The following is an 18,272-nucleotide window of genomic DNA, read 5'->3' as shown; positions in this document are numbered from 1 at the left end:
ACAAAGTACAACCCTCACGTGCCACTCTCAGGGCTTAACTGACGACACGCCGTAACTGAGGGCTTCAGATTTTTTCGATGTGAACAGACACATGCGCGTTACAGTAGCCGACGCACTGCTTCTAACACATCATGACGGACACGTTCACCAAGGGCGGAAGGCAACAGGTCAAAAGCGTGCACCGCATTTGCATAGACGACAAGTTCTGTCGGGACCGCGGCTTTCCATAGGCGCTGCGCAAAAGTTATATCTTCATCGCGAAACAGATCCAAAGCACCCGTAATCATGAATGTTTCCGGCAACCCAGAGAGATCATGCATGAAAGCAGGTGACAAATAGGCAAATCGTGGATCATCCACTGTCAATCCTCCGCGCACGGCGGACCAAGCGTGTTGGTTCTGAGCGCGTGTCCATACAAATTCCCCTGTTGTAGGATCATCGGAAAGGGCATCTGGCCCACCTGTGCGCAGATCAAGCATTGGGTAAATTAAAACTTGGGCATGCAATTTTGCCTTACCGCGATCACGCGCCAGAAGAGCTGTAGCCGCAGCTAAGCAACCTCCACCACTGTCACCCATAATCATGATACGATCGGGATCCACTCCCAGTTCTTTTGCACACTCATGTAACCATACAAGGGCAGCATAAACGTCTTCCAAGCCACCAGGAAAAGGCGTTTCCGGTGCAAGCCGATAATCAACAGAGACAATCAGGGTGTTTGTTTTTAAGGCCAGTCGGTTAAACATACCGGCCTGCATATCAGGTGTACCAGCAATCATACCGCCACCATGAATATAGAGAATGGCAGATCTCGTTCTCTTGGTTTTGGGTGGTTGAAATAAGAGAACGCGAACATCTGGGGCTGAAACAGGACCGAGGATCAATCGTTCCTCATATTTAACCGATCCAGAGTTTAGAAGAGTTGTTGTGCCTTCAACGAGGCCACGGCGGAATTCCATCAGATCATCCTGTTCAGGATCGAAGGATGGAAACGAAGCGATCATGTCGCGTTGTTCGGCATCAACCAAAGCAAGGGTAGTCATTGGGAGAACTCTCCATTTCTCTTGAGGGGCAACAGGATCATAAAGATCTGTCGATCGAGATAACAATGACCCTACAATAATTTGAATTACCGTAGTTTTTTGGAGATTTGTATGCGATTGCGCTTACATCTACCCACCCTATCCAAGATCGGGCGGGCAGATGCCTAAGGGCGCAAGCATAGCGTTATACGGCGGGAAACGGTAAAGAGCAGCTAGGGCCTGTTAGCACTTGATCCAGTCTGCGGCTGCAGCGATGTGTATGACGGCCAGGAACGACGCTGCGGTTTTCTCGTATCTGGTTGCAACAGCACGCCACTCCTTGAGACGGGCCCAGAGGTTCTCGACCAGGTGCCGACACCGATAGACCCATCTGGGGCAGGCAACCGGCGCATCGCGTCGTTTTGCGGGAATGGCCGGTCGGGCTCCCATGTCCCAGATACGTTCACGGAAGGCGTCCGAGGCATAGCCCTTGTCCGCCACCACCCACAAAGGAATGGCGGGAAGGCTATCGAGCATATCTGGAGCCAGCGGCAGTTCATGGGCCTGGCCGGGCGCCAGGGCAAAACCAACAGCCTTTCCATGCCCGTCTGCTATCACGCAGACTTTTGTGCCATAGCCGCCGCGAGAGCGGCCAAGTGCTTCACGATGGTCTCGCTCTTCAAAAGAGCCCCCTTTTTTGGGGCTCCCGCCGCCTTGTGGTGAGCTCTGATATTCGTGCCATCCAGAAAAGTCATGCCGAGTGCTACTCCCTGTTGTTCCTGAACCAGTGCGAGCAGGCGTTCCCACACACCCAGCTTCGCCCAGCGGATGAAAAGCTGCGCCGCTCGCCACCATGGACCCAGTTCAGCGGGGATGCTCCGCCATTTCGCGCCATTCTCATGACGCCAGAAAATTGCTGCTATCGTACGCCGCAGATCATGGGGCGGCGTCTTGCCCCTTGGGCGAACCGCCTCAATCAGAGGTTCCCAGATCGCCCATGTCTCGTCCGTAAAGGTGCCTGTTCTGTCTCCTTCTTCCATCCCTACAATATGGGAAGAAATTCAAGATCTAACAGGCCCTAAGCGTTGTTTAACGCGTTTGCATATAATACCGCCAACCACCTGTTTCCGTAATATCAGCACCACTACGTGCCACAGCTTCACTGCAAAGGAAGCCGCAAACTTCTTGTCCATCCTCTAACGTAATCCGACCAATGGACATGGGTTGCGGAACAGAGGCTACAAAGCGCCCAAAACCTGCGGCATCAAGTTCATAAACCTCCACTTCCAGCCCATTACCCTTAAAGCCTTGCTCTCGCACAAGGCCCGGTTTGGGGGGTGTGGCATTGGGTAAGGCAAACAGGCGGTAATCTGGAGCTGTGCGCGTAGTGCTCCGTAAAACAGCGTGTTCCTGCTCAAGCTGCCAGTGCAGGGGAAAGCCTTTTAAATGCGCCCCAACTACAGCCAGAAGCACACGACCATGCGGGGGTGTATTATCATCTGCTTTCGATGCTAGTTTATCAGTGCGTGCAGCCCCAATAGCCTCATCTAACGCATTATGAAAACGCCCAGCCAATGCTGCCAAATCTTTATCAGTGAAGGCAGGGGCAATAAATGTCACCCCAAAAGGAAGGCCATCTGGCGCAAAACCGGCTGGTACGGCACAGGCAGCCATATCAAGTAGATTTACAAAATTGGTATAGGCCCCAAGCAAACTGTTTGCTGCGATGGGTTGCTCCATAACCTCCTGTTTTGTGACAATGCGCGGTGCAGTTGGCAACAGCATGATGTCAAAATCAGCCCACATACGTTGTGCCACTTGCTGGAGGCTGTGCTGGCGATAAATGCCTTCGAATACATCTGTGGCTGTATAATTTTTGGCACCGTCAATAATAGAACCAACTGTTGGATCCATATCCTGACGATGATTACTATAAAAATCCTTTATTGCGGCTAATCTTTCCACCACAAAGGGGCCGCTATAGAGTAGAGCTGCAGTTTCTTTTAGCGGAGCAAAATCCAGCTCAACGGGCGTACCGCCAATCTGTTCAAGTAGATGGATAGCACGAGCATAGAGCGCTGCGTTTGCTGTGTTTCCATCAAAAAACTGATCTTCTTTTTTCAGCACTCCAAAACGAAAGGTTGTGAGAGGCAATGGCCGAGCATCTAACGTGCGCGAATAGGGAGCACGCGCATCGGGCGCAGCTGCAATGTGTTCAACTTCCCACGCATCAGCAGTAGAGCCTGCAAAAACTGAGATACAGTCAAGAGATTCACAGGCAGGAACAAGGCCGTATGTGCTAAGCGCGCCTCGTGATGGTTTAAGCCCGACAATGTTGTTAAATGCAGCCGGCACGCGGCCCGAACCTGCTGTATCTGTGCCAAGCGCGAATGATACCAGCCCCGCGGAAACAGCTACAGCAGACCCGGAGCTTGAACCGCCCGAGACATATTCTGGGTTAAACACACAATGTGGCTGGCCATAAGGTGAGCGCATTCCAACAAGACCAGTTGCAAACTGGTCAAGATTGGTTTTGCCAATAACAATAGCTCCTGCAGCTTCCAAACGCTGTACAACTTCAGCGCTTTCTTGGGGATAATAGGCAAAAGCTGGGCAGGCGGCAGTTGTGGGGAGGCCTGCAACGTTAATATTATCCTTTACAGCAAACGGAATGCCGTAAAGCGGAAGGTCAGTGGCAGTTTCTTTTTCCAGTTCAGCAGCTCGGGCCAAAAGCTTCTCTGCTGAAACCCGGCTGATCCATACAGCTGGGTCTTTGGTGGTATAGGCATCAATACGTGCAATAACGTCATGCACCATGTTGGTAGGTGTAAGCGTTCCGGCGCGATAGGCGGAAAGCAGCGAAGTGATCTGCAACATATTGGGCACGGTCATGTTTTTTCCTGTTCTATCAGCGTTAGGGCGCATAAAAATCAGCTTGTGCGAACAACCATAATGCGTTCACCGCCTCGCACTTCACGCCCTTTGCGGCAGAGAATTTCAGTCACAACACCGGTGGCTGGTGAGGAAATCTTCATTTCCGTTTTCATGGATTCAATAATGGCCACCGTATCACCTACCGTAACGTGATCTCCTACGTTTACGGGCAGTTGCCATACATTGCCGGGTACCGGGCTATCCACACCCATATGGCCTTCGGGCAGGATAGATTCATCTGCCTGATTGTCATGCGTTTCTTCCTCGACGCGGATTTCTCACACTTGAGGCAATTTCGGGTCATTTTGTAGAATTCAGCCATCCCACAGGAGCCCGATCTGGAATATTGACGATATTCTGCTTCTGGCGGCGGGTTCTGAACGCAGTGAGGGTGTCACGGCCTGAGAAGGCAGTGTTGGTGGAAGCTATGTGGTCTGTGCACTGTCTGTTTCTTCAGATGGCCTGCCGGAGCCTTCGCAATCGTGCATGAGCGAGGGCGAATTCATGCTGACAGGGGAACATGTCCGGCATGGACAGGACAATCCGACGGACGCTGAGCGTTACACGTGTCGCGATTTTGAGCAGTCGTGCGCGTATGGTGCCACAGGTCGCCGTCTCCAGGCTGGTCTGGCCAAGGGCCAGTCTTTGCAGAGCGGTCAGCAGGACATAGGCTGCGGCCGAGAACCACAGCCGGAGCTGGTTGGCCCGGATGGTGTGGGACGAGGTCCTGTCTGAGAACAGATCCATCTGGCATTCCTTGATGCGGTTTTCCATATCCCCGCGTGCGCAGTAAATCTGTTCGTAGAGATGGCGGGGGTCGGACATTCCCTGCGGTAGCGTGGTGACAATAAAGCGATGATAGCGGTTGCCGTGGCGCCATTCGGCCTTGGCCACGACCCGCCTGCGGCGCGTCCAGCTGTCCTTTGTGATCCAGTCAAAGGAGGCGAAACCGCGCGCAGCTCTGCCTGTCGTGGCGGCTTCGTCACGAACCTCAGCGGACAAAGAGGCAATCCGGTCATACAGGCGGGTGTTGCCTGCAAGCCCGAACAGGAAGTCAACGTGGTTGTCTTCGCACCATGTCATCAGACTGTCCCGGGCGAAACCGCTGTCCCCACGCACCAGGATACGCACCCGGGGCCAGCGGCTCCTGATCTGCTCCACGATCCGGCGGATGTCTGCCAGTGCTTCCTTCCCCGGGTCCCTGTCTGCCGTGCGCAGGGTAGCGCTGAGGAGATGGTCCCCGCAGAAGATGTATAACGGCAGATAGCAGTTATGGCCGTAATATCCATGAAAGGCCCGGCCTTCCTGATGGCCATGGATACGGTCATCGGTGGCATCCACATCCAGAACGATCCGGGCGGGTGCGCGCTCATGCTGGTCCATGAAAAGCGTCACGAACAGGGTAGCCAGGGCCTCATGATCAGCAATGATGCGGCAGTAACGATCTGCCTGCTGCCCACTGCGCTCCAACCGGTTCAGCGTGGATTTTCCTGCCAGTGCCGCACAGTTGGCCCGGCTTCCTGACAGACGTCCCGATACCAGACCCATGACAGGATCATGACGTAAAGCGTCATGGTCATTAAGGTCTTCATAGCCCAGTGCCAGGCCCATGATCCGCTGACGGACAAGGTCTTCAACCCGGTATTCCACAAAGCCGGGATGCCGTTCATCGCGAAAACAGGCAGCAAAGCGGCGGCTGAGACCCAGAATGTCATCAGCCTGCTTCACCAGAATGACGCCCCCATCCGAACTCATGCGACCCCCGTCAAAACGGGCCACAACACGCCGTCCACAGGAGGCTGGAAACTCATACGCGCCTGCGCTACACTCTGTCTGCATCGGGTTCGTTTATTGCTTATGAAAAATTATTTTGTACAAAACAGACTTTTTCATAATCTAACCCGATGTACAACCCTTCTGTGAGATTTCCGCGTCAACCCGGTATTCCACAAAGGCAGGATGCCGCTCATCGCGAAAACATGCAGCAAAACGGCGACTGAACCCCAGACTATCATCGACCTGCTTTACCAGGATGACACCGCCATCCGAACTCATGCGACCCCCGTCAAAACGGGCTACAACACGCCGTCCATAGGAGGCTGGAAATTCATACGCGCCTGCGCTACACTCTGTCTGCATCGGGTTTTCTTATAGCTTACGAAAATTTCTTTTACACAAAATAGACTTTTTCATAATCTAACCCGATGTACAACCCTTCTGTGAGATTTCCGCGTCGAGTAGGAAGGGCGGGATTGTGGGTTTCCGTTACAAGATAACCGTCATAAGTCGACGTACTGATCGTATTGGTAGCAAGCTTATCGGCGAACATGGAACAGATCCTGCAAATGCTCTCAAATCCTATTGCTCGTGAAACCAACTTGCGAAGAAAATCTGAACTCCATTGATACGATAAATGAGACAGATAAGCGGTCTCGTAATGGTGCAATATTCAACGGTGAGCTTCTATTTGATTTACTCTATAAGGCCATTAACTTCAAACTCCATCTTTTTTCGAAAATCCGCCCCCCTTCCCCCCCACCTACTTGCGATAATTCCACTTATCGCAAGTAGGTGGCGCACGGAAAAAGGGAGGTTTGTCGAAAGCCAGAAGATAATGATAAATCTGCCAATCAAGCAGAAGTCCCGACAACCATGCGGACAGATCCAGGCATTCCGCTTACGCCTAGTTCCGGTCATTCGATGACTAATCGTGCGGTTGCCAAAGCAGGCATATACCATTTCTTCGTATCACTTGAGCCGCAGGTGGCATTTAACTTGATGAGTAGCACACCTCTGCCCCGGACAGGATTTTATCCGGGACAGAAAGCAGCGTTCTGAATTGCCCCGGGTTTTGTGGAGACGTTTTTTATCTGATTTAAGCGGCTAATGCATGTGATTTCTGTTGTGCATAAAAGCGTGCCTCAGCTTCTGCTGGCGGGATGTTTCCAATGGAGGACAGGAGCCGCCGATTATTGAACCAGTCGACCCATTTAAGTGTTGCCAGTTCAACAGTTTCCCTGTTTTTCCATGACCCCTGCCGATAGATGAGTTCGGTTTTGTAGAGCCCGTTAATGGTCTCTGCCAAGGCGTTATCATAGGAATCCCCAACACTGCCGACAGAAGCAACGAGCCCCGCTTCAGCCAGTCTTTGCGTGTAGAGAATGGACACATATTGACAGCCGCGGACGCCCTTCTGTTTGTCAAGTAGCAAAACGTGTGGCGTTGATGTCCCGATGTCGGCGTATGATGATCCCGTAGACCTCACGGGCGATATAGCGCTTGAGGATACGGATAACCTCAAGTTTGGAATGTCCTTCTGCCACACGCCTGGCAACATAGGCGCGTGTTTTTTCATCTGTTCGCAGGCGTCTAATCGCGATGATATGCAGGGCGCTGTTAGCCGCCCGATCACCACCTCGGTTCAGACGATGACGAATTGTTTTTCCAGAGGACGCCGGAACAGGCGTGACACCGCAAAGGGCAGCGAAGCTGGCCTCTGATTTCAGGCGGTCTGGATTGTCGCCGGCCGTCAGAAGAAGTTGCGCTGCTCCATTATAGCCTATGGAATTTCTGGCAATGAGGTCAGGTGCCAGTTCCTCAACAATAGCCTTGATCATCAGATCCAGTTCACCAATTTCGTCATGCAGTTCAAGGTAGCGACGCGCAAGAGATTTCAGGCTGATCCGATAAGCTGCCTCGATATCGCGATAAGCCGTGAGATCCGGTCGGGAGGCAGCAAGAGTGCGGATCAACTGCATGCGGGTCATGGAGCGAAGATGCTCACGCAGGGTATCTGGGGCCGCAATGATGGTGTTCTGGATCATCTGCAGGGAAATCCGTCGTGCACTTACGGCAGTTTTGCGGCACGCTCTCAAGACCCGGAGTGCTTCCACCATGCCGTCCCTGCGTCGTGGTGTAACGGTGCGTTGGCCTGCAAAGGCGGCGTGCGCTGCGTTCTGGGCGTCCAGATCATCATTCTTTCCACGCCGACGCCGATCATGTCGATCCGGCGCCGTGACTTCCAGAACTTCAACCTCAGCAGCCTGAAGATAACGCAACAGGCCAGCACCATAGCTGCCGGTTGATTCAACACCCACACGCACGAGATCACCTGCGGCTCGCATCCAGGCCAGCATCTGCCGATACCCCTGTCTTGTCGTGGGGAAACTCTGTGTGCCGATCACATGGTCCTGCTCGTCAACAATGGCTGCAACATGCAGATCCTTGTGGGTGTCGACACCGCCAACAACCTGACGCAGTCTTTCTTCGTTTTTGTCCATGACGGTTCCTCGCGCTTCTCTGTCGTGATGGCTAGGCCAAGGTCCGCTGCATGGACAGGACAGTCATGAGACCTCATCAGGTCAGGCCCTTCTCGGGTCACAGGCAATGGCCAAGGCATAGCCTTTCCGCGAGGTGCTTCCGGACAGTCGACAGGTCCGTGGAAAGACACAACGGTCGATCGGAATACGGGTCAAACCGTTCCGGGCACCTCACAGTGCCAGTCTACCGTGGTCGATCGGAGTGTGAGACAAACCGTCCGGAAGCTAGCGACCATCTTCTGACTGTCTGAGTGATGGGTCACTTTTCCCTCAGGTTGCCTCTGGCACAGAGCCTGCTCAAGGGCATCCAATACGAAGTCGGTATGAGCCGTTGAGGAGACACGCCAACCCACAATAACCCGTGCAAAGACGTCAATGATGAAGGCCACATAAACAAAGCCCTGCCATGTGGAAACGTAAGTAAAATCCGAAACCCACAGTCTGTTGGAGGCAGGAGCATGAAACTGGCGCTGCACCAGATCCTGCGGACACGGACGTTGCGGATCAGGCCGTGTGGTTCTGACCCCCTTGCCACGAATGACGCCTTTCAGCCCCATCCGGCGCATCAGCCGCTCTACCGTGCAGCGGGCGACATCCAGGCCTTCACGTTTGAGCTGATGCCAGACCTTGCGCGCTCCATAGACGCAGAAATTATCATTCCACACTCTACGGATGTCATCGCACAGCTCTTTGTCTTTCTGGCTGCGCACACACGGATTTTTCTGTCTGGCAACAGTTGCATAATAGGCAGATGGTGCAATCGACAGAACCCTGCAGATTGACCCGACACCATATGTCTGCCGATGCTCCTCAATGAAGCGTGTCATGGCTTGAAGATGCGGTCGAGTTCCGCTTGGGCAAAATATGCCGACGCCTTGCGCAGGATTTCATTGGCCTGCCGCAATTCGCGGTTCTCTCGCTCCAGTTGCCTGATCTTCTCTCGATCAGGCAGCTCACTCACCGCAGGCGCATTGGCACGTTCATGCAGACGGGTCCATTTTGACAGCGTGTCAGGATGAATATCCAGCTTTGGCGCGATCATCATCACCGCAGACCAGCGTGATGGATGGTTCTTCTCTTCCTCCAGAACCATGCGGGCTGCACGTTCACGAAACTCAGGTGGAAAACGCTTCGATTTGTTGCTCATGAATCCTTCTTACCTCTCGGGTCGTTCCGTCTCCACAAAACCCGGGGCAATTCAGGGGGCGTGCTCATGCTGGTCAAGGAAGAGCGTGACGAACAGGGTAGCCAGGGCCTCATGATCAGCAATGATCCGACAGTAACGATCTGCCTTGTGCCCACTGCGTTCCAACCGGTTCAGTGTAGATTTGCCAGCCAATGCTGCGCAGTTTGCCCGGCCTCCTGACAGACGGCCCGAGGCCAGACCAAAGATCAGGTCATGCCGCAGGGCATCGTGATCATTGAGATCTTCATAGCCCAGTGCCAGGCCCATGATCCGCTGACGGACAAGGTCTTCAACCCGGTATTCCACAAAGCCGGGATGCCGTTCATCGCGAAAACAGGCAGCAAAGCGGCGGCTGAGCCCCAGAATGTCATCAGCCTGCTTCACCAGAATGACGCCCCCATCCGAACTCATGCGCCCCCCGTCAAAACGGGCCACAACACGCCGTCCACAGGAGGCTGGAAACTCATACGCGCCTGCGCTACACTCTGTCTGCATCGGGTTCGTTTATTGCTTACGAAAATTTCTTTTACACAAAATAGACTTTTTCATAATCTAACCCGATGTACAACCCTTCCGTGAGATTTCCGCGTCGAAGGTATCAAGGCCCTTTGCAATCCAGTCTTGCCGTTCAGCTTCAAAGGCGGCCTGTTGTCGGGCTTGGGCGGCAGCAATTTCTTCTTTGTTGGCTTCAAGAAAAGCGCGATATTCCTTTAGGCTGAAATGTGTTTCCTCAATCTTGACGGAAAACCGGCCATACGGAAAAGCAGCACGGGCTTCCATAAGCTCATCGTGTGAGACAGGATAGAAACGAATTTGGTCAAAAAATCTTAAAAGCCACGGCGTGCCTTCATGGAATACATCCGTTGTGCGCCATGTATTCCAAACCTGCGTGGTGCGGCCAAATAGCTGATAACCACCGGGACCTTCCATGCCATAGATGCACATATAGCTTCCGCCAATGCCCACCACGTTATCTGGTGTCCATGTACGAGCAGGGTTGTATTTGGTGGTTACAAGCCGATGGCGCGGATCAATAGGGGTGGCAACAGGGGCGCCCAGATAAACATCGCCCAGCCCCATCACAAGATATGATGCGTTGAAGATGATATCCTTTACAGCCTCAATAGAAGGAAGGCCATTGATGCGCCGAATGAACTCAATGTTAGACGGGCACCATGGTGCATTGGGCCGCACCAGTTCCTGATAACGCTGCATGGCCAGTCGTGCCTGCTCATCATCCCATGATACGGGCAGATGCACGATACGGCTTGGCACGATAATATCATCATCTCCCGAAGGCAGGGCCTGCTCAATGCCGTGCAGGGTTTCCAGCAGAGCGGACAGAGAGATAACATCGGGGTTGTAATGAACCTGCAAGGAGCGGATGCCGGGTGTGAGGTCTATAATACCATTTATGTCCTCGGCTTTCAGGCGTTCCAGCACAAGCTGCGCGCGTAGCCGCAATGTGACGTCCAGTTCTGGGGGGCCGAACTCAAGCAGCAGATAGTTTTCGCCCGCGCGGCGGTAAACAACGGGAATTTCACCTTCCGAGCGGAAGAGAATAGGGCTGTCACCCATAATGGGTGCTGGCAGAAAACCTACATTCAGTGGTTGAGGCTGCACACGGCGGAAACGCACTTTGTCTCCGGGATGCAACTGCCCCATCTTCCACAGTTCATCACGCACAAGCACGGCAGGGCAGACAAAACCGCCCAAACTGGGACCATCCGGGCCTAACAGGATAGGCATATCCCCCGTGAAATCAATTGCGCCAATAGCATAAGCATTGTCATGAATGTTGGAAGGATGCAGCCCGGCTTCACCGCCATCTGTGCGTGCCCAGCGCGGTTTGGGCCCAATCAGCCGCACACCAGTGCGCGCGCTGTTGAAGTGCACCTCGTATTCGCTAGAAAATAGCTCTGCAATATCTTCATCCCGGAAGAAATCCGGTGCACCATGTGGGCCATATAGCACGCCCAGTTCCCACATACGCGTGAGTTCGGGACGATCTTCCTGTGCAATGGCGGTTGTAGGCTGAGCATCTACCTGTGGAGCGGCAAGTCGTAGAACATCACCTGTACGCAGTTGGCCTATCGCATGGCCACCAAACTGCCCAAGCATGAATGTGGCGCGAGACCCCAGATAAAGCGGCGCATCAATACCACCCCGAATGGCAAGGTAAGTACGATGACCAGCCCCTTTAATCTGCCCCAACGCTAGAACCTGACCGGCCTTGACCTCAACAGGTTCCCAATAAGGTATTTCTTTGCCTTCCAGTGTAGCTGGCATAAATGCCCCAGAAAGGCCTATGGTGGCAGGTGCGTTAAAGCGCAGAACCGGGCCAGAAACGGTGAATTCTAGCGCCGCCACACCATCCGCATTGCCGACAATGCGATTGGCCAGACGAAAGTTACGATCATCCATAGGGCCACTGGGGGGAACACCTACATCCCAATATCCAATGCGTCCGGGCCAATCTTGTACGGTGGATTGCAAACCCGGAGAGATCACTTCAATAGTCGTCGGCGTATAGGCAAAGTTGTTGAGAAGGCCTGTAAAAACACGCCCCTCAAGCACGGCAGGGGCCGCTGTAATGGCACGCAGATAATCCAGATTACTTTCTAGGCCACCGATACGAGAGCTTGAAAGAGCCTCATGAAGTTTACAGAACGCATCCTCCCGCGTGGCCCCATGCGCAATAACTTTTGCCAGCATTGGGTCATAATAAGGGGTAACTTCGGTGCCGGTCTCAATCCATCCATCTACCCGCACGTTCGATGCAAAACGCACATCGGTGAGGCGACCAGTTGAAGGCCGAAAATTTTCGGCAGGATTTTCCGCATAAACACGCGCTTCTACCGCCACACCCTGCGGAATAAGGCTGTCTTGCGGTGGTAAAGTCAGGCTGCCATCTGCCTGACGCACCATCCATTCCACAAGGTCGATACCAAACACTTCTTCGGTAACGCAGTGCTCAACCTGCAGCCGGGTGTTGACTTCAAGAAAATAGAACTCTCCACTTTCTGTATCGTAAATAAACTCCACCGTACCAGCGGATTCATATGCAACGGCAGAACCCAATGCATGCGCCGCTTCACGCAGGCCTTTGCGGGTTGTATCCGACAGGCCGGGGGCTGGGGTTTCTTCAATAACCTTCTGGTTGCGGCGCTGAAGGGAACAATCGCGCTCACCTAGAGCATAATCCGATCAGTCTGGTTCATATCCAGCGGCGGTGAAGCACGCGGCGGCCTGGCGATGAGAGATATCGTCAATTGCTCCACAGACGGTATTTTGAAGAGCGTCGAGGGTTCGCGGTGCCACCCGTCTGATCCACGCCTTCATTTTGGCGAAGATGTTTTCGATCGGGTTGAAATCAGGACTGTAGGGCGGCAGGAACAACAACCTGGCGCCGACTGCCTCCACAGCCTCGCGGGCAACGGCTCCTTTATGGGCGGGCAGATTGTCCAGAATGACGACGTCTCCCGGTGATAAGGTTGGAACGAGCACCTTGCGGGTATAGGCGGCAAACCATTCGCCGGTCATTGGGCCGTCCAGCATCATCGGTGCTGTCATGCCGGAGAGGCGCAGCCCGCCGATGAACGTCGTGGTTTTCCAGTGCCCGTGGGGCACGGACATCCGACAGCGCGTGCCCCGTTGTGACCGCCCCCGCAGGCGAGCCATCTTCGTTGAGACGGCTGTTTCGTCGATGAAGATCAGACGGGTCGGATCAAGGTCAGGCTGGCTGTCAAACCAGGCCTCGCGCTGCTGTGCGACGTCGGGCCGTGTCTGCTCGCTGGCGTGCGCCGTTTTTTTTGATGGTCATGTCGTGACGGTCGAGACAGCGCCAGATCGTGCTCGGCGCAAAGCGGACACCGTGTTCCGCTGCAAGTGTCTCCGCCAGTTCGACAAGGGAAATATCGGCCTTTGTTTCAATCGCGGCCAGCAGGAAGGTTGACCACGCTTCAATCCGGTGAGAACGGCGATCGCCGCCCTGTTTAAGCGCATGGTCACGACCGCTGGCCTGCCACTCAGCAACCCAGCGGATAACGCTCGACGAAGACACACCAAAACGAACCGCCGCCGCACGACGGGTCATGCCAGAGGCAACAGCCGCAATCGTGCGGCGGCGAAGGTCAGCAGACAGGGCTCGGGTCATACGGGCCGGCCTCCATACCGGCACATAGTATGAATCAGATTTCGACCAGTATGGGAATCTTAAAATGAACCTATTAGATCGGATTATGCTCTAGTGTGAGAATATTGCCTTTGCCATCACCAAAAATTTGCACTTCAACGTGACGTGCGCAGGCAATGAATTTTTCAAGAAAAACGCGCGCATCACCAAAATTATTACCGCCCATGCGTGAGACAGCAGCAAAGCAATCTCGCAATTCTGTCTCGTTATGGCACACCTGCATGCCAATACCGCCGCCGCCAGCCGTGCTTTTAAGCATGACGGGATAACCAATGCGCGTGGCTTCAGTTGCCGCTTCATCGGCTGAATTTAGGATGTCGGAGCCGGGCAGAAGCGGCACATTGTTCTGTTTCGCCAGTTCACGCGCTGTGTGCTTAAGGCCGAACATACGCATGTGTTCAGGGCGCGGCCCCATGAAGCGTATGCCGCGTTCGGCCAGTTTTTCAGCAAATTCCGCACGTTCGCTAAGGAACCCATAGCCGGGGTGAACGGCCTGTGCTCCCGTAGCGGCACAGGCATCCAGAATGGCATCCATGTTCAGGTAGCTGTCAGTTACTGTAGCCGGACCAATCAGCACGGCTTCATCTGCTTCCAGAACAGGGGGGGGGTGAAGCGATCTGCTTCTGAACACACCGCTACAGAGGCGATGTTCATACGCCGGAGTGTGCGACTAACACGCCGGACGATTTCTCCACGATTGGCGATAAGAACCTTAGTGAACATAGCTGATCTTTCGGTGCGTCAAATAGAAGCGGGGTCACCAATAACCACGCGGATAGGCGTGGGTGTGAAACCGTTGCAGGGATTGTTAACCTGTGGGCAGTTTGACAGAACAACAAGCGTATCCATTTCGGCACGCAAATCGACAAAACCACCGGGGACGGAAAGGCCATCGTCAATAACCAGTTCACCATTTTGCATAATGGGAACGTTCATGAAGAAATTGACATTGTTGACGATATCGCGCTTGCCCATGCCGTATTTTTCTACTTCCAGAAGGAAGTTTTCACGGCATGCATGCATATATTTCGTTTCGTGGCCAAAGCGTACGGTATTGGATTCACAGCTACAGGCACCTGCCAGTGTATCGTGGCGCCCGCAGGTGTCCTCCACAACGGTCATGAGCACATTACCTTCGTTAGAAAACAGACGGCCACCCTTGCCAATATAGGCAGATCCCTGATTCAGAAGGGTGTCTTGTGCACTGTAACGTTCGTAATAAGCGTGTGCATTATAGAACAGGGCATCCACTGCCTGCTGGCTTTCAAGATCAATAATGCGCAAAACCTGCCCCTTGCGCACAACGCCGGACCACGGCACGCGGGCGGGCACAACCTGATCTAGAGTGATGGCAGAGAAAACTTTGCTGATATCATATTCTGGCATGGATCTGACTCCTGGATCAGGCAAAGAGGGGATCTGTGTTTTCGAAACCACGGCGGGCTTCTTCACAAAATGTCCGACAGAGATCATCCGCTTTAATGGCGGGTGCCTGCCAGCGCACGGCATCAATTGGGGCAGGGGCAAAGGCTTTATCTGGCGCCAACGGGTGCGGACAGTTGGAGACAGCAACAAGCAGATTCATTTCAGCACGTAAATCTACGTAATCCCCCGGCTGCACATCACCTTCAATCCAGCGGAAGCTGCCATCTGCCTGCGTGCTGATATGAGAGAAGAAGCTGATGCAAGACGTAACATCATGCTGGGCCATATCATGCTTGCCAGCAATCAAGCGCAGATTGTTCCGGGTATTGCGAAGGCCAGCATTACCAAAATTGTGTGCATTGCTTTGTGGCGTGCTGCCACCCATCAATGTGTCACTAAAGCCGCAGGAATCATTGATAATGGAAGCAAGAACGCGCCCCATATCAGAAAACAGAACACGCCCTGTTGTAAGGCATGTGGTCCATTGCAGTTTGATGGTGTCCCCTGCGTTGTAGCGCTCGCTATGATCATCCGCATTCCAAATACCTACGGAAACACCATTATTGCCAGAGGTATTGATCAGCCGCAGGGCCTGCCCTCGTGGCAGGAGCGTGCTCCAGTACCACCCTCCTGGTATGGTTTCACGATGTAGAATGCTGCTTTCCGCCATTTCGATAGGCGCAGCAGCAGGACGTGCACTGTTTTCCTTAAGGAGTGCTTGATCGCGGAGCTGGTTGTAGCGGGCGCGATACCATTCTGGAGTCTGTTGATCGATCTGCATGGAACGCTCCTGTATTATGGAGTGAATTGAAAAAATGCTGCTCAACACGGCACTGTGTCGAGCTTGGGGGGGCGACCTTTTTCATGAACAGGCGGGATAAGAGACGCGATCAGATGGAGTTTTCCCGAAATAACCCCAGATTGCGTCATGAACTGATCTGCAATTTCCTGAAGTTTTTTGACCTGCCCTTGCACCAGAAGCACCTCAAGTGTCTGACGACGCACAAGGTTAACATGCAGGGAACTGATAACTTCAGCCAGATTTTCGTATTGCAGTTCAGCCAGTTTTTGAGAAAGGCCAGTTGCGGCATTGTTGTAGAAGAGAATGATGACACCGGCCATCAACTCCTCAGCACAATCTTTCCGCGATGCCATAAGCTCCTGATGCAGGATGTTCTGTATGGCTTGTGAGCGGCTGGCATAGCCTTTTTCAGCCACCATGGCATCCAGTTCATGCAGGATACCCGGCGGCAGAGAAACGCTGATACGGCTAACCTGTTCTTTTGCTTCCCGGCTGCTCATTATTGTTATTCCTATTCGGCCTTATCTGTTACGAGGGTGAGAAGGGGGATGTTAAAATCTTCCTCTCCTTCATCCATTTCCTCGGTGTTATCACCAAAGGAGCGAATGAGTGCCTCCAGATGGGCTTTTGTCGCGAGGAATTCGTCCGAGGTCATCTGTGTAGCCCGACGAGGGCGGGAAAGAGGCACTTCGATAACTTCCTCTACCCGGCCCGGACGAGGCTTAAGCACAAGTATCCGGTCTGCCAGATAAATAGCTTCATCCAGATCATGCGTAATAAAAACAATGGTGATGTCTATTTTGCGCCAGATCTCCATCAGATAATTCTGCATTTTCAGGCGTGTTTGGGCATCCAGCGCACTGAAGGATTCATCCATCAGCAGCACGCGGGGGCGTGCGGCCAATGCGCGCACAATGGCAACACGTTGTTGCATGCCGCCCGAAAGCTGATGCGGAAAAGATGAGGCAAATTGTTCCAGCCCCACAATTTGGAGCCATTGCATGGCTTCTCGGCGTGCTTCCACCTTGGAAGTTCCGCCCATTTCAATCCCAAACATCACATTGCGGCAAACATCCATCCACGGGAAAAGCGTATATTTCTGAAACACCATGCCACGATCAGGGCCTGGGCCGTTTACTGGTTTTCCATCTACAAGGATGCGGCCTGATGTCGTATCTTCCAGCCCGGCAAGAATGCGGATGAGTGTAGATTTGCCGCAACCAGATGGGCCAACAACACATACAAATTCACGCCGATGGATATCGAAATTGATGTCTTCAAGCGCTACAGTCTGGTTCCGCTTTTGGGTGAAAACTTTTCCGACATGGTCAATTTTCAACACACATTCGCGTTGTTTGATATGCGCCATGCGCTCGGCCACATCTGGCGGTAAGATGCGGTAGTCAGGGAGAGAATTTTGGGTCATCAGGCGTTCTCCCTTTTCCATGTAAAGAATTTACGTGCCAGCAGGCCCAAAACCATGTCTGTACCTAACCCCACAATTCCGATAAGAGCCATAGCGGCATAAACATTATCAAAATGCTGGTAGCGGGCTTGTTGTGTAATAAACCATGTAATGCCAGAGGATGTGCCAATCAGTTCCGCTACGATCAGATACGTCCAAGCCCAACCCAGCAGGATGCGCTGATCGCGGTACAGATCGGGCAGAATGCCGGGAATGACTACCCGAAAAAGAAGCCGTAATCCTCTTGCGCCAAGCGTGCGTGCCGCTTCGATCAGGGCAAAGTCCAGTTTCCGTGTTGTGTTGGCAATCACAAGGATCTGCTGAAACAGCGTGCCAATAACAATAATGGCAATCTTGGGCGCATCGTAAATACCAAGAATAGCAACAGCGAGCGCACCAAAGGCAGGTGCAGGCAGATAGCGAAAAAAATCTACAGATGGCTCAATAAGGCGCGCCATACCCGGTAAGGCACCACACAGCACACCCAGCGGCACACCAATGAGTGAAGATATGACAAAACCCCAGAAAATAATCCGAATACTGTGCCCGAAAGCCTGTGTGATGGAATGCTCTGCACCTGTTGGAGCCGAAGAAGTAAACGCATGCACAAAAGCTGAAAGCACTTCTCCGGGGGATGGGAAATAAACTGGGTTTGTTGCAATCCCTTGTGGAGCAGGCAGTTTTTTTGCACGCATCTCATCCACAGCGCGGTTGAAGTCTGCACGCTTCATCCGCATGCCAGATTCAAGATAATCCTCTCCACCAGGATCAGTGATGAGCACTTGCGGATGCCATACAAAAGGAAGGTAGCTTACAGCGCTCCATGTAAGCAAAGGGAGGAGAACCGCCAGAATACCGAACACTCCACGGGCCGTTCGGTCTGTCCGGCCACACAATCTCCATGAGGCGGCAAGGCCTTGCATA

11 protein-coding genes, 7 pseudogenes and 1 other annotated feature are annotated in these 18,272 nt (G+C 53.2%); all 18 genes and pseudogenes read right to left on the bottom strand.

Going from position 1 to position 18,272, the window contains the following annotated elements; all coding sequences use genetic code 11:
- Nucleotides 1-98: 98 nt before the first annotated feature.
- Nucleotides 99-1,043, bottom strand: coding sequence for an alpha/beta hydrolase (locus A4S02_RS04850; protein ID WP_070323119.1), 945 nt, complete (start codon nucleotides 1,041-1,043; stop codon nucleotides 99-101).
- Nucleotides 1,044-1,265: 222 nt separating this feature from the next.
- Nucleotides 1,266-2,062, bottom strand: a protein-coding gene (locus A4S02_RS14835) for an IS5 family transposase (protein ID WP_198912025.1) whose coding sequence is annotated in 2 segments (ribosomal slippage) — nucleotides 1,266-1,723 and nucleotides 1,723-2,062 — 798 coding nt in all. Because the reading frame shifts where the segments join, the coding sequence is not laid out codon by codon here.
- Nucleotides 2,063-2,111: 49 nt separating this feature from the next.
- Nucleotides 2,112-3,914: an allophanate hydrolase gene (gene atzF / locus A4S02_RS04835; protein WP_070323118.1), complete on the bottom strand. Its 1,803-nt coding sequence runs from the start codon at nucleotides 3,912-3,914 to the stop codon at nucleotides 2,112-2,114.
- Nucleotides 3,915-3,952: 38 nt separating this feature from the next.
- Nucleotides 3,953-4,222, bottom strand: a pseudogene (locus tag A4S02_RS04830) (acetyl-CoA carboxylase biotin carboxyl carrier protein subunit); the annotation flags it as partial.
- Nucleotides 4,223-4,409: 187 nt separating this feature from the next.
- Entirely contained in the window at nucleotides 4,410-5,795 is a 1,386-nt protein-coding gene (locus A4S02_RS04825; protein ID WP_070322584.1) for an IS1380 family transposase, read from the bottom strand.
- A 75-nt stretch (nucleotides 5,796-5,870) separates the two neighbouring features.
- Nucleotides 5,871-6,095: pseudogene (locus A4S02_RS04820) on the bottom strand (transposase); the annotation flags it as partial.
- A 736-nt stretch (nucleotides 6,096-6,831) separates the two neighbouring features.
- A pseudogene (locus A4S02_RS04815) lies at nucleotides 6,832-7,140 on the bottom strand (integrase core domain-containing protein); the annotation flags it as partial.
- A gap of 16 nt (nucleotides 7,141-7,156) precedes the next feature.
- A complete protein-coding gene (locus tag A4S02_RS04810; protein ID WP_070323115.1) occupies nucleotides 7,157-8,236 on the bottom strand; it encodes an IS110 family RNA-guided transposase in 1,080 nt (359 codons plus the stop codon).
- Between the two features lie 257 nt (nucleotides 8,237-8,493).
- A pseudogene (locus tag A4S02_RS16030) lies at nucleotides 8,494-9,422 on the bottom strand (IS3 family transposase); the annotation flags it as partial.
- Nucleotides 9,028-9,144: a sequence feature (AL1L pseudoknot), on the bottom strand. It overlaps the preceding pseudogene by 117 nt.
- Nucleotides 9,423-9,476: 54 nt before the next feature.
- Nucleotides 9,477-9,956: pseudogene (locus A4S02_RS04795) on the bottom strand (transposase); the annotation flags it as partial.
- A gap of 87 nt (nucleotides 9,957-10,043) precedes the next feature.
- Nucleotides 10,044-12,656 (bottom strand): annotated as a pseudogene (locus tag A4S02_RS04790) (5-oxoprolinase/urea amidolyase family protein); the annotation flags it as partial.
- A gap of 12 nt (nucleotides 12,657-12,668) precedes the next feature.
- Nucleotides 12,669-13,617 (bottom strand): IS630 family transposase gene (locus A4S02_RS14825; protein WP_249023703.1). Its coding sequence is split into 2 segments (ribosomal slippage): nucleotides 12,669-13,278 and nucleotides 13,277-13,617, totalling 951 coding nucleotides; the frame shifts between segments, so codons are not numbered across the junction.
- Between the two features lie 91 nt (nucleotides 13,618-13,708).
- Nucleotides 13,709-14,379 (bottom strand): annotated as a pseudogene (locus tag A4S02_RS16265) (biotin carboxylase N-terminal domain-containing protein); the annotation flags it as partial.
- Nucleotides 14,380-14,397: 18 nt separating this feature from the next.
- Entirely contained in the window at nucleotides 14,398-15,042 is a 645-nt protein-coding gene (locus tag A4S02_RS04770; protein WP_003624240.1) for an urea amidolyase associated protein UAAP2, read from the bottom strand.
- A gap of 16 nt (nucleotides 15,043-15,058) precedes the next feature.
- Nucleotides 15,059-15,862 carry an urea amidolyase associated protein UAAP1 gene (locus A4S02_RS04765; protein ID WP_019088046.1) on the bottom strand — a complete coding sequence of 268 codons (804 nt, stop codon included), beginning with the start codon at nucleotides 15,860-15,862 and terminating at the stop codon, nucleotides 15,059-15,061.
- Between the two features lie 41 nt (nucleotides 15,863-15,903).
- A complete protein-coding gene (locus tag A4S02_RS04760) occupies nucleotides 15,904-16,383 on the bottom strand; it encodes a CopG family ribbon-helix-helix protein (protein ID WP_019088047.1) in 480 nt (159 codons plus the stop codon).
- A gap of 11 nt (nucleotides 16,384-16,394) precedes the next feature.
- Nucleotides 16,395-17,309, bottom strand: coding sequence for an ABC transporter ATP-binding protein (locus A4S02_RS04755; protein ID WP_019088048.1), 915 nt, complete (start codon nucleotides 17,307-17,309; stop codon nucleotides 16,395-16,397).
- A complete protein-coding gene (locus tag A4S02_RS04750) occupies nucleotides 17,309-18,271 on the bottom strand; it encodes an ABC transporter permease (protein WP_070323110.1) in 963 nt (320 codons plus the stop codon). The genes A4S02_RS04755 and A4S02_RS04750 overlap by 1 nt, the downstream gene beginning before the upstream one ends.
- Between the last annotated feature and the right edge of the window lies 1 nt (nucleotide 18,272).

Origin of the sequence: Acetobacter ascendens (genome assembly GCF_001766235.1) — a bacterium.
GTDB classification, from domain to species: Bacteria; Pseudomonadota; Alphaproteobacteria; order Acetobacterales; family Acetobacteraceae; genus Acetobacter; species Acetobacter ascendens.
This window is presented reverse-complemented; position numbering and strand designations above follow the sequence as displayed.